This window comes from Gluconobacter sphaericus (assembly GCF_016757795.1).
In the GTDB taxonomy this organism is placed as follows: domain Bacteria; phylum Pseudomonadota; class Alphaproteobacteria; order Acetobacterales; family Acetobacteraceae; genus Gluconobacter; species Gluconobacter sphaericus.
This window is the reverse complement of the sequence record NZ_CP068422.1, coordinates 31,410-44,465: the sequence shown is the minus strand read 5'-3', so window position 1 is coordinate 44,465 and position 13,056 is coordinate 31,410. Positions and strand designations below refer to the sequence as shown.

The following is a 13,056-nucleotide window of genomic DNA, read 5'->3' as shown; positions in this document are numbered from 1 at the left end:
AGACGCTCTGTGGCATAGTGCGAAGCTGCGGTCCAGTTCAGGAGTGAGATCTATGCGGGAAGTCTCCACCCCTCATTGCTTAGGAGAGGCAGGCATTGGACCAAGTGGTAATTCCATATTATGCAACTGTAACCGCTATTGAACGTCTGGAAGGCCTCTCATGTCATCAGTGTATCATCTTTCTGCCTGTCTTCCCTATGACACTCGGAATCCAATACAGAGAATTTCTGAGGGGAAAGGATTTAGGTTTGTAAATCTCCCAAGAATTTTAAATGGCGATAGTCAATACGTTCATGTCAAAAAACTTAAATGGTCAAGAGATTTTATTTCCGAAAATAAAGAAATTTTGCATTCGATAGTTATGTTTACGGATGCTCATGATGTGCTCGTTTTGGGAGATGTTTCTGATATTGTTGGTCGATTTTTCAAAGCCGACTGTGACTTATTATTCAGCGCAGAGAAATTATTTTCTCCTTGGTTGCATGACGAAAAACCCTATCGAGAAGAGGTTAAAAAATTTTTCGAGGGGGCAGAGGGAGATATTGCAGCCTATCCGAACAGCGGTTGTTGGATAGGTTACGGCTGGGCGGCCTTGGCGTTTCTTGATGTTGTAATCGCCTACGCGGATAGGCAGCAAGATGGAGATGATCAACGAGTGGTTCAGGACATATTGGCTCGCGGCGAATCCCCTCAAAACGTAAAAGTAAAGCTTGATGTAGATCAGCATATTTTTGTCTCGGTTATTGCTAATGGAGATGACTTGATTTGGTCTGGGAATAGAATTTTCTATAAAAATAGAAAAGATCCCATCCCGGTATTTCATGCAAATGGATATAAGAAATCAATTTACTTTATTGATCTTTACACGAAAATGTTTTACGGAACGTCTACGCAAAACTTTGATGTTCGTGCTTTGAAAAATAACGGGAAATATCTCTCATTCAAGAATGGAGAATTTTTTTTGACAGATGCTTTTACCAAAGAATCACTAAATGTTTTGGTAAAAGCTCGGAAATATTTCTGCATATTTGATAATAACGGAAATGTTTTTAGCTTTAATCCATTTGATCGCAGTATAAATGTTGGTGACTATGTTGTTGATAATTGGGAGATATTTAATGTCGATAGCATGAATGAAAATCTTTCTTCATATTTGGGTGGAGAAGTAAAAATAACTTTTGAGAGTCATATTCTTAACAATATATGGGGATTTTATTCTGATCAGGTTGGGGATCGTCTTATCAAATATTTTTATAATATTTGATTGGCCCTAACGGAGATTATAAGCATGAAGCAGACATCATTGTGGTCGCTCTTTCAGTTGCAAGGGCGCGTTGTGGGCGCCTTGATGTTGCGTGAACTGCACACTCGTTTTGGGCGTGAAAATCTAGGTTACCTGTGGATCGTCGGGGAGCCTATTTTGTTCTGCATGGGTGTTGCAATCGCATGGACTGCGATGCGCCCTCCTCACGAACATGGTTTGCCCATGACTGCCATTGTTCTGACGGGCTATATCCCCCTTACCATGTGGCGTCACTGTTTATTGAGTGCGGTTAGAGCTTTTGAAGCGAATGGAAGTCTTCTATTTCATCGGCAAGTCACCCCGCTTGATATCATAACCGCCAGAGTTGTTCTGGAGGTTATGGGGACCTTGATGGCCGGTCTTATAGTGGCTACGGGTGCTCTTCTTATTGGTTATATGACGCCTCCTCAGGATTATGGGCTGTTATATCTGGGAATATTTTTTCATATTGCATTTTCTTTTGCCACAGCCCTTCTGGTTGCAGCACTCAGTGAACGCTCAGAAATGATTGAGAAAACCGTTAATATATTTTCCTATCTCTCACTCCCTTTTTCTGGAGCCTTTGCGATGGTTTCATGGGTGTCACCCAAATTCCAGAAAATACTTCTCTGGTCTCCAAGTGTGCAGAGTATTGAAATGATTAGAGGGGGGCAGTTCGGAGATACTTCTCATGCGAAATTCAATATCATTTATGCTATTTGTATAAATTTTATTCTGATCTTGATTGGTCTTTCACTGACATTGCGGGTTCGTAAATTTATTAAGGTTCAATAATTTTCGTCGTTATCAAGCTCCTGTTGCTCGCCACATGACATCAATAGAAGGGCCACTGATTTCAAGGTATATGCCTTCAACAGCGACCTTGATAAGAACTGCCTTTCCTTGTGAACCGATAGCTTGGATCGAAACGAGCGGAGGAATGGAAAAGCAAGTTTTTCCATTCCCCCGCCGGGGAAATGGGAGAAATTTTCTACCCGCTTCCATGGCTTGTTGTCCTTGAAGACTAATCTGTCCCCCTGATGTTATTTCGCCCCCGATTTCGCGGAGTGATGTCTGGCTGATCTGGTTTCCGCCAGCGTCGCGGACTTTTTCTCCGCCGGACCAGGCGGCCCAGAGGGTGTCCATCTCGGAAAAAGTATTACGTTGGGGATTAGGGCGTTCCGGATCCGCGAATTCAAAAGCGCAATAGATCGGGGCATAGGACAGGACGTTAGTGTCCCGCGCGCGGAAATTGTCAGAGCGTCCGTCGACATACACGAGGGAGAGGTCTGGTTCACTCCCCGCAAAGACGTCGAATTTTACACCGTCAAGCAGAATATCTCCGCAATCGACAAAACTCATATAACGCCGTCTTGGCCTACCGTCAGGAATAGGCAGATGATCCACGTTGCGGTTGGCGATGTAAAAACCACCGCGAACGATGATGTTTCTGCAGTGAACCAGATCCAGAGCATAACCGAAGCCCTGCCAGTCACATTCCATGAAGTACCAGATGACGCTGCGATAGGTTTCGTCAATACTGTTGCGGCGGTCCGGTGAGGCATGGACCCGAGACCGCACCATCCCCCAACCGTTATAACAGGTGCAGGAATAGAAGCGCTGCCCTTCCAGCGGAGAGCGGATGTCGTAGTCCCAGCCCCAGCTGTAATTGGCGACCAGGACATTGATGAAGATATAAGTGAAGCATCCCTGTGTAAAATGGGGTTCGCTGATGATCCTGAAACCGGCTGCCTCCTGCATTGCAAAGTCGGGGCCGAATACCGTCACGTTTTCGCAATGCCAGTTCCGCGGGCAGTTCACGATCGTGGTGCCCTGGCTCCATTTCCGCAGGGCGACGCCTTGCCACGTCATCGCCGCCTGTGGAGCTTCCGCGGCGAAATGGACGGAAATTCCAGTGCACCCACTGCCTTTCAGGTTTCCGTCATCGAAACCGATGTCCTGAAGCTGAAGATAACCCTTTGCTGGCTCATTGGGTGTCCCATGCGTCAGGATGCCCTTACCGCCTGCTTTCATCATGAGGACCGTCAGGTCCTGTCCGGCACCGCGGAGGGTGAGGTTGCGGCCTTTCGTCTGTAGGGGCCCCGAAAGACAGATCGTTACAGCCGGAAGATCAAACAGGATGGAAGGGCATGCCATGTCCGGAGTGGTGACGCTGCTTTCGTCGATGCACTCCTGAAGGACATGCAGGTCGTCCGTTTTTCCATCAAGCGCCGCTCCACGACGCCGGAGTTCGGCTTCATCAATTCGCAGAGACGAAACTCTCTTTTCCGCAGAGGCCGTAGCCGTGGCGAGGAAAGGCGCGGCAAGGCCCATTCCGATCAGTGCTCGGCGACGGTTGACATCGGGATGTATATGGTCGGCTCGACGGGCCATGGTCAGATCTCTCCGGGTTGAAGAAGCTTTTCGTATAAAACGCCCAGATCTTGGGCCTGGTCGCGTGCAGTCCGGGATATTTTCAGTTCTGGGGCGGGCTGCCTGAAGCGGGTGGGAGATTTGTCGATCAGCGTCAGGACGCGGCGCAGATCTGCCGCGCTGGAAACGTCGATCCGGAAGCCATTGATATCATCGCCGATGGTATCCCCGATGGCGCCACGATCTGATGCGACCACCCAGCATCCGCAAAGTGCGGCTTCGCGGGTGACGAGCCCGAAACTTTCTGGCCAGATCGAGGGAGCCAGCAGGACATCTATGCTCGCGTAGAGATTGGCCACTTCATTCTGGGACATTTTGCCGCGGAAAACGACCGGCGTCTGTCCAAAGACGTCTGTCCGCTCGTCGCCGGGACTCATCGCATGATCGATGGCCAGAAGTTCGAGATTGTGGAAACTTCCTTCCCGAAGGGCAATCTGGATCAGGTCCCACCCCTTGTGACGTGCTAGGCCTCCGATAAAGCCTAAACGGATACGCCCGGATTCTTCGCGGAGACGTGGACGGGGCGTAAGGGCGCTGACACCGTTTTCAATGGTCTGGACGTGATGGACCCCGGCAGTACGATAGAGTTCTGCAAACGCTTCCGAGACGGCCAGAACTGCTCTTGCGCCGAAGAGCCTGTCACGCAGACTCTCCATGCGTGCCACGGCCTTTGCACCGCACCGTTCGAGGGTTTCAAGAGGCGAAGAGTAGTTATAGAGCCGCGGCTGCCCGAGTTCGTCGATGACGAACTGTTGGTCCGAAATCCACCAGGCATCGTGAAGGGTGATGCAATAGGGGATGTCGAGTTCAAGGAGGACATCAATGATGCCAGCGGTCAGGCGCTGTATGCAGTGAATGTGCACGAGGTCGGGGCGGAACCGTTCGACTACCTTGCGGAACTGTGTGACCATGTTGGGGTCTTCAGCAATACGGTCCTTGTCGTCCACGTCCAGGGGCGCCACGGATGTGACAAGAATGCCGTCCTGCGCGTAGATCCTGAGTTTTTCGCTGTTGGGTTCGGCTTCGGACGTAAAGACCTCGAACAGGAACCGCCCATCTTCCGGAACTGACAGATCCCTCAGATTGTCGTGGAAGACCCGGGTGGCTCCGCCGATGGCCTGGGGGGGATAGAAGACATTGACGCCGAGAATGCGGTGCCGTGCTGCCGTGTCTGGCGGTGCCGTTCGTTCCATGAGTGCTTTGGCACGTCTGGCGAGCGGGGTGGCGCCGTAGGTGGTGAGGGCATGGGTATAGGCGGCTTTTCCGATCCGGGGCCGCAGTGCCTGATCTGCCACGAGCTGGTCCAGCGCCCGTACCCAGCTGTTGGTGTCCGTGGCGAAGAGAGCGGTCTCGTTCTCTTTGGCAACATCTCTGTAGCCGGCGGTGTCGCTAAGGACAGAGGGGATGCCGAACATTGCGGCTTCCAGCCATTTGATGCCGCTTTTTGTGTCGGTCGTGGGGGATTGGCCAAGGATGGCGAGATTGATGTCGGCCGAAGAGAGAAGGGACCAGTAGGCCTGCACATCCGGCAAAGGGGGAAGAAGCGTGATGTTTCCCCTCAGATCCGTGAGAATGCTGTCCTCGGGCAGGTCGCCGACGATGCAGAGCCGGACCCGCTGGCCATATTTTTTAAGGATCCGCACCAGAGCCGGTTCGAGCACGGAAACGATTTCTGAACGGTTTGCTTTCGTGTTGCTGCCATAGAAGATCGTCACGGGCTGATCGGGAGAGGGAGATTTGCTGCCGTGACGCCGCATTGCGATTGCATGAGCCTCTCCAAGGCCGTTCGGTTGGACGAAGACTTCGCCATTGTGATGGCGTCGCATCCGCTCGGCGAGAGGTTCTGTGGAGGCTATGGCGTATTCGCACAGGCTCAGGGCTTTTGCGAACAGCGGAGCGCCCAGTGCCAGGCCGTAATAGGTTTCCTGGCTAATGGTGCCGCCATAGGTCTCGAAGGGTTCAGGGTAGAGTTCGGCATCGAAAATCGGATCATCGATGTCGTAGAACGTGGTGAGGCCGAGGGAGCGGGCCAGATAGATGGCGCGAATAATGACCGGCCATGCAGGCAGGCGGTAGAAAATCACACTTTCGAAGGCCGCAATCTTTGCGGTGAAGACATCGAGATCGGTATCGACATCAAAGATCTCGACGGTGTATCCGGCAGCCAGCAACTGATCCCGTCGTTGTTCGACGCGATAGAGACGGCACTGGGGAAGATTCAGCTTACCCAAAATGGCGACTGCGCCTGATCGGGGGCGCAGGGGAGTGTGGTCTGGCAGCGTAAATGGCAAACTGTCCAGAAAGTCCCGCAAGTAACGCTGTCCGGCTTCCATCTGACCGGTCCGGGCCAAGGCCAGAGCTGCGTTCCAGGCATGATGATAATTCCGGTCTTCCTGAATGTTGCGGCAGACCCGGAGATCAGGGCGTCCCGGTTTCTTCCTCGTAGCTGTCCGCAGAATTGTGACGGCAGTGTCGAGGCTTCCCAAGCGGTTTTCGCACTTGGCCAGAGCGATCAGGGTCTTGGCAGGCTCATCTGGGTGTTCGGCCAGAGTCTTCAGGAGAGGAAGTGCTGCGATATCCAGGTTGTGTGCAATCATCGTCCGTGCGAGGGCACGGGTATTCTCCCGATAGGTCGGGACATAAAGATAGATTTTTTCTCGCAGCATCCGGGCACCCACCTGATGCTGCTGATCGCCCTTTTCACCACGGCATGCGATGGCGTGCAGGAGGGGAGCGTTGCGCGGTGTGGGCGTGACGGGGCGCTCGGGGTCGGTGAGGAGGTCGGAGATGAAGCCCTCAACCAGGGTGCGCCGGGTATGGGTGGCGGCGTTTTCGTCCCGGAAGGCTGACGAGAAGAGGGGATCCACGTCTTCGAGCGTAGTGATCCGGTCGCCCAAAAGGCTCTGGATCCAGCGTTTTTCGTTCGCAGGGACGTGCTGTGCAATACCGGTGGTGAGCCAGTGCCGGTAAGCGCCGGCATCCGTGAAGGCGATGCCGTTCAGACGGAACCTGCGATAAAAATCGGGATCGAAACTCTCGACAAGGCTGAAGGGGAGGCATTTTGAAACACCGGACGTGCAGAAATGCCGCACGAGGTCCAGAGCCACGGGGGTGCCGAACGTCTGGCGCACTTCAGGATTGATTTGCCAGTAGGCCCAGGGGTCGAACAGCTCCATTCCGGCGTTGCAGAAGCCCTCGCTGGTCCAGAGCGTGGTAATGTCGGGTGTCACCCATTCTGGCTGTCGCCATGAACGTTTGGGCTGCTTCTGGCGCTCGCGCAGGGCAGCGATGTCCTCCGCCGCGAAGAGGGGATCGCCGGAGATGCGCTGGCCTTCTTCCAGCGCGGTGATGCTGTCGCGGAAATTGCCCGCAAGGGACAGCAGATGACCGAGCTGAAGCCAGCCATCGGGATCATGTGGCGAGAGAAGCGTTGCCTGACGGTAGGCATGTTCGGCCTGGGAAAGGTCTCCCTGTTCCTTGAAGGCGTGGCCGAGCTGGATCCAGATATGCGCCAGGCCCGGATCGACCTCCAGTGCCGCTTGATAGGCTCTGGCGGCCTGTGTCCAGTTCCGGTCGCTGTTATGGGCGTTTCCCTGACGGATATGATGATCCGCAGGGAGAGACGTCCGGAACAATCGGCCGATCCGCCATGGTTTCATGGGCGGGAAGCCAGAAGGGTACGATAAAGGGACAGGATGTCCCGCGCCTGATCATCGGCATGACGCAGCGGGGTGTCCGGCTGCGGGGGAGGTGTCAGGTAACGCTCCGGATCGGCGTCGATCATCTCCAGAACCCGGACGAGATCCGCAGGCGAGGTCGTATCGACCACGAAGCCGTTCACTCCCTCGACGATATCAGTGCCCATGGCTCCCTGATTGCTGCCAATGACCCATGCGCCGCACTGGGCTGCTTCGCGGGTCACGAGGCCGAAACTTTCGGGCCAGGTGGACGGGGCGAGCAGGATGTCCATGTCTCCATAAAGTGTGGCGATCCTGTCTGCCGGAACTTTTCCCCGGATGGTGACAGGCGTGCTGCCCCATCGCGTTTCGAGCGGAGAGCCGGGATCCCGAGCATGTTCGAGGATGGTCAGGGAGAGGTTCCGGAAAGGACGGCTGCGAAGGGCGGCTTCGACGAGATAGGCGCCCTTGTGATGCTCCAGTCCGCCCAGATGACCCAGCCGGACGCGACCCTGCCGCGGAGTGCGCACGGGGGCGACGAGCGCCGATACGCCATTGGCGATCGTGGAGACCTGGAAACCTGCCTTGCGGTAAATTTCCGCAAATTCTTCGGAAACCGATAGCAGTTCCTGCGCATGACGCAGGGCACTCCGCAGTCGGGCGGCCCGTTCGAGACTGCGCGGCAGGCCAATCCGGTGCGAATAGGACTGTGTTGCAGGGTCAATGCTGATACGGGCCGGTTCTCCGTCTTCCTGGACAAGGAAGGGGAAGTCTGACAGCCACCAGGCATCATGCAGCGTGATGACATACGGGATGCCCAGTCTGCGGCATGCCTCTGCGACCGCGACAGAAAGGCGCGGCAGACAGTGGATGTGGACTAGATCCGGCTTGAACAGGGTGATGATGCGGCGTGTCTGGGCATCGACCTCGGAATTGTAGGTCCGCCAGTCCATGTCGATTTCCTGGGGCGTGGCGATCCGGAAGACCGGTGCACCCTTCCAGCTGTCGACACGTGTAACGCCACGATGACTGTTCTCGTCATCAGATGCCAGGATCGCGAAATCATAATCGTCACCGGCATGAACCAGCATGTAGCCTGCATTGTCCGAAAGGACGCGTGTTGCACCCCCAGTAGTCTGGGGTGGGGCAAAAAGATTGGCGAACAGGATACGTGGCTTGGCCTTGGTGGCCGGGACCGCCCGGACGGGGGACCAGACGACAGGCGTTGGGGAAACAGCTTCCTCAAAGTGCGTACGGGCCGCGAGGGCGGTGTTTTCCAGCGTCTGAGGTTGGCTGATCCAGGCTTTCAGGACTTCGGAAATCTGGGACCATTTGGCGTAGCCTGGTGTTGATGAGCTGCCCAATGCGGGATTGTCCGAAAGCACGAGGCACGGAATACCGGACCATGTTGCTTCATCCGCCAGTGAACGCTGGTCGCGGGGGACGTGGCGCAGGTCGAGGGCGATGGCGCAGCGACTCAGGGCGGCGAGACGCTGATCCGATGTCAGTTCACTTCCAAGGCGCTCGATACGCGTGGAATTGCGGACAGAAAGCGGAAGAGCAGGATCAACACCTTCCAAGAGAAGCGAAACATCCGGATAGGTCTCGAGGAGGGCGTCGAGCGCCTTCAGGAGATCCTTTTGCCCGATCCGTGGGGCATAGGCGTCCTCATCTGCCGTAGACACGCGAACTGGTCGGCCCGCCAGAGAGCAGAAAATGCGGATTTTCCCCGGCGCCGTTTCTGTGGTGGGCGGCATGTCGGCCAGGGCCTCCATCAGGGCGGAGACGCCGAGACGGGGGCGAAGGCCGAGATCTTGAAAACGGGTGATGAGGGAAGGCATGGTCAGGACCACGTCGTCACACATCGTTGCTGCATGGATCGAACGCAGGGTCCGTCCGGTTTCATGGTTGTCGCGATGCAGGAGGAAGTCGCTCCATGCCAGGTCGGACAGATCCGGGCCTTCGCCCGTGCTATCGCGGCCCAGCAGACCGGCCCAGTAGATGTTGCGCACGCCGAGGGCTTTTGCACGCAGCAGGGTATCGACGATCAGTCCGTCGGTCTCAACCTCATGGTACAGGGCTACCGAGGCGCCGGGCAGGCTTTCCGCAAATAGAGCGACCTGCTCACGGGAGAAGACGATAACCTGTCTCGCGTCCTCGGGTGCGGTACGCAGCGATGCTTCCCAGCGGGGCCTTTCGGATAGTCCGGAGCCTGAGAGGATGAGGATCGGCCCGTCTGTCCGGGCAAGGGTCAGTGGGGCAGGGATGCCTATCGATGCCACGGTTGGAACAAAGGTATTCATGAACGCGAGGAAGCGTGCGTCAGGATGGGTTCTGGCCCGGATGTCGTCCTGCGTGATTCTGTCGTAGCTGTGGTGTGCGGCGTGATCGAACCAGCGCATGAATAGATGGGTCCGGGCCTCGCGCCAGGGCTGCATTTCTTTCCAGGCTGACTGGGCGGCGCGGAGGTGCTCCAGGCCTTTTTCGTAGAAGCCGAGATCTGCCGACAGGCGGATGCAGTTGATGTGGCTCCAACGGTTCGGCGTGTCCGTTTTCAGGCAGCGTGTATAGGCTTCAAGAGCCCCGTGCAGATCTCCCTGTGACTGAAGCCGGTCACCCAGCGTATGCCAGAAGACGCCGCGATGCGGCTCGACACGGGCGGCTTCACGTAGACATTCTGTGGACAGATGCTGGTCGCCTGCTCCTTGGGCCCGTGCTGCACGCCAGGTCCAGAGGTCTCCGGCACCAGGACCGCCCACTAGATCATCGCGTGGGGGCACAGTAGTGGATAGGAAGGCATCCAGCAGGTCGAGACGCGTGGAGCGGGCGAAGCGGGCTCGGTCGGTGGCCTGAAAGAGATCCCAGTGGAAGGCCGTGGGATAGGTCCGCTGGCCGATCATGTGCTGCAGGGCCCATTCCTCGGACGGGGCACGATGCATGAGGCTGCCAGCCTCCAGCCAGTGGCGGTAGGCATCAATGTCGGACAGATCGGCGGCATCGGTATACTGGCGGCGATAGAAGTCCGGATCGAATGCTACGGAAACCGAGAGCGGAGCGATACGCTCGATCCCGTCTTTCAGGAAGGTCAGGATCGCTTCAGCGGCTGAAGAGGGCTTGCCGCACCATTCGAAGTTGAGTGCGCTGAATTCCTGAAGGTCCAGCATGTTGAACCACGGCGCGCTGATCGCACCCAGACGACGCAGGAGCAGGATACGGGCGGGAACGCCGTCCTGATAATCCTTTCGCTCGGCGTCACTCAGGGAAATCTTATTTGTGGTGAGGAGGGCCTCGAAGGCTTCGTCCAGACCCGGGAAATGGTAATGATACGGACGATTCTGGGCGGCTCCGATGTTAAGGTAATGCCGGGCAGCGGTCCATGAAACGGGCTGGGTGACAGGCAGATCAGGGTTGGCCATGAAATAGGCGCCGGCGTCAAAATCCCGTGGGAGGCGCTGTTCAAGAGCGGCCTGTTCCCTTTTCATCATGGCTGCCGACCCATACCGGCCGACGAGTTTGCCATGGGTGAAATAGTGATCCTCAAGAGCACGGTCGTTGGGCAGGGCACTCAGGTCGCGATAGAAGCGGCGGTAGAACGCCGGATCGAAAGCGTCCTGATTCTTCTCTGCCTGTTTGCTGTCTTTTCCTTCCGTGCCACCGTTCGCGAGGGCGCGCAGCTTATTGACGAGCGACTTCTGCTCAGTGTCCGTTTCGAAGGCTGACCGTGTCCGTGCCAGCCGCGATGCGACGAGGGAGCCCGGGATCCAGTAATCCTCCCGTTGGGCGCGATGACGGATTTCCTCGTCAGAAAACTCCGGTGCGACGAGGACGACGCTGCGGGTCTTTCCGCTCACGGCATCCACTTCGTACACGTCACTCAGCATCTGTTCGATCGTGGACTCATCCGGGTTCAGGAAGCGCTCGATCAAAGGAGATGTGAACTGGGACCAGAACCCGACGGCGCTCATCCAGAGCAGAACGATATCCGAGGGATCGGATTTGATGGTGTTGAGGATCAGATGGCAGGGATGATGGGGATCTTCCTGGGCTGCGACGTCATAGGACGGCACGGTTCGGTCGCCATCCCTGCGATAGCCCAGCAGGGGGCCGTACAGCGGATGCTTGAAGAACATCTCCAGCCAAGCGAAGCTGTCCTTCAGTTCGTCCGGAAGGAGGCCGTCATTGAGGATGACGTCTTTCTGGAAAATGACGTGGGGCAGCGCCGTTCGGGCATTGCCTGAATAATTCGCATTGCTGGCGATGCAATGAAAATATACCTGCGGAATGGAGCCACCCAGTCCTTGCGGGCCTTCCTGAAGGAAGAAGGTATTGAGGTCCCGTACGACAGTTCCGGAATAGCCGACGTCGCAGACATGGACGCTTTGGTGATTCAGAACGCCGGCATCCTTCAGATAGGATGCGGCCATGGCACGCTTGTGCAGGAGTGCCGTGCGGATTTCCTCGACCAGACCCGATGCTTCATAGGCTTCCAGAACCGTGAAGGTATCCGTCGAGGAGTGGTAGACCTTGTCCGCATCCAGGCCGGCTGGAGTCGCATCGATACCGAGCATTCCGGAAATCTGACGGGGCGTGGCTTTGCCGTGATGCAGCCAGAACGCGTGCCCGATCGACTGCAGAAGCCATTTGTCCTGGAAATTAACATTCAGCCAGCAGGTGACGGCGCGGCTGAGGAACAGGTCTTCCGAGTGAATGGGAGTGAAGAAGTTACGGAACAGCGGCGAATTCCACTTTTCCAGCACCTTGTGCAACAGGCATCCGTCACGGCTCAGGAAGAACAGTCTGTCGCTGCCATCGCTCTGTGCGCAAAGCAGCAACTGCGTCAGGAAAAGCTTGGAAAGATCACCGATTTCCATGTGAATGTCGGGACGGCGGCCGTAATCGGGGCGCTTGATCCGGAGTAGTGGAGCATGGGCGACGTGGATCGCATGACCGCCCAGACTGGTGGGCATGGCGACGTCGGAATGCGTATTGTCTCCCAGATGCAGCGTCTTCGCAGGGGCAATATCGAACAACTTCCACACATGCGTAAAGAGATTGCCCGAATGTTTCGTAAGGTTTTCCTGCGAGGATACGAAAATGCGATCAATATGCTGGGCAAGTCCTGTCTGAAGCAGGATGCCCTCGATCTCGGTTTGGGAAAAATACATATCCGAGATGGCGATGACCGTCTTGCCCTGTGCCTTGAGCGCAGCAAGCATTTCGGCGGCGCCTTCGACCGCGTACAGGTTCTGACGGTCAATCTCGTATTCGAAGGCCGCGACCTTCCGCCCCAGAGTCAGGGCTTTTTCCGTATGGCCGATGCGGGCGGTGAAAAGTCGGCTCCAGACGGCCTCCAGGGTCGGTTCCTCGATACGTTCATGTGCGGCGGCTTTCATCACATTGGTGATGTCGTAGCGCGTGAGGGTCAGAGCGCCCGGATTTTCCTTGCCGAATTGCCCCAGAAGGCTGAGGGCATAGGCGCTGGCAAGATCATGAACCTCATTGACCTCCAGATATCGGCGATAGACGAGCGTATCGAAAATATCGAAGGAAACGAGATTGTGGCTTACGTCGGAGGCGCCGATTTCAGACAGGGAAAAAATTTTCTGCATTAGGAGTGCCTGATCCGCTTTTAGATAAAGACAGGGTTTTCAGAAATCTGGGGAA

At 56.0% G+C, this 13,056-nt stretch carries 5 protein-coding genes; 2 read left to right on the top strand and 3 right to left on the bottom strand.

The genetic code is table 11. The annotated features are described in order from the left end of the window. Window positions 1-160: 160 nt before the first annotated feature. Window positions 161-1,264: a glycosyltransferase domain-containing protein gene (locus IGS75_RS15135; protein ID WP_202259078.1), complete on the top strand. Its 1,104-nt coding sequence runs from the start codon at window positions 161-163 to the stop codon at window positions 1,262-1,264. Between the two features lie 24 nt (window positions 1,265-1,288). Beyond that, a complete protein-coding gene (locus IGS75_RS15130; protein ID WP_202259076.1) occupies window positions 1,289-2,077 on the top strand; it encodes an ABC transporter permease in 789 nt (262 codons plus the stop codon). A 12-nt stretch (window positions 2,078-2,089) separates the two neighbouring features. Here the strand turns inward: IGS75_RS15130 and IGS75_RS15125 are convergent, their stop codons facing one another. From IGS75_RS15125 to IGS75_RS15115, 3 genes are read right to left on the bottom strand one after another with little or no spacing between them, the layout of a single operon-like run. After that, the gene (locus IGS75_RS15125; protein ID WP_202259074.1) at window positions 2,090-3,676 is read right to left on the bottom strand and encodes a hypothetical protein; all 1,587 of its coding nucleotides are present in this window, start codon (window positions 3,674-3,676) and stop codon (window positions 2,090-2,092) included. Between the two features lie 2 nt (window positions 3,677-3,678). Further along, window positions 3,679-7,374: a glycosyltransferase gene (locus tag IGS75_RS15120; protein WP_202259072.1), complete on the bottom strand. Its 3,696-nt coding sequence runs from the start codon at window positions 7,372-7,374 to the stop codon at window positions 3,679-3,681. Next, a complete protein-coding gene (locus tag IGS75_RS15115) occupies window positions 7,371-13,001 on the bottom strand; it encodes a glycosyltransferase (protein ID WP_202259070.1) in 5,631 nt (1,876 codons plus the stop codon). The genes IGS75_RS15120 and IGS75_RS15115 overlap by 4 nt, the downstream gene beginning before the upstream one ends. Window positions 13,002-13,056: the final 55 nt, after the last annotated feature.

What these genes read in the sequence shown, in the direction of transcription:
- IGS75_RS15125 (WP_202259074.1), bottom strand. Translation starts at nt 3,676, where the DNA reads ATGGCCCGTCGAGCCGACCATATACATCCCGATGTCAACCGTCGCCGA.
- IGS75_RS15115 (WP_202259070.1), bottom strand. Translation starts at nt 13,001, where the DNA reads ATGCAGAAAATTTTTTCCCTGTCTGAAATCGGCGCCTCCGACGTAAGC.
- IGS75_RS15130 (WP_202259076.1), top strand. Translation starts at nt 1,289, where the DNA reads ATGAAGCAGACATCATTGTGGTCGCTCTTTCAGTTGCAAGGGCGCGTT.
- IGS75_RS15135 (WP_202259078.1), top strand. Translation starts at nt 161, where the DNA reads ATGTCATCAGTGTATCATCTTTCTGCCTGTCTTCCCTATGACACTCGG.
- IGS75_RS15120 (WP_202259072.1), bottom strand. Translation starts at nt 7,374, where the DNA reads ATGAAACCATGGCGGATCGGCCGATTGTTCCGGACGTCTCTCCCTGCG.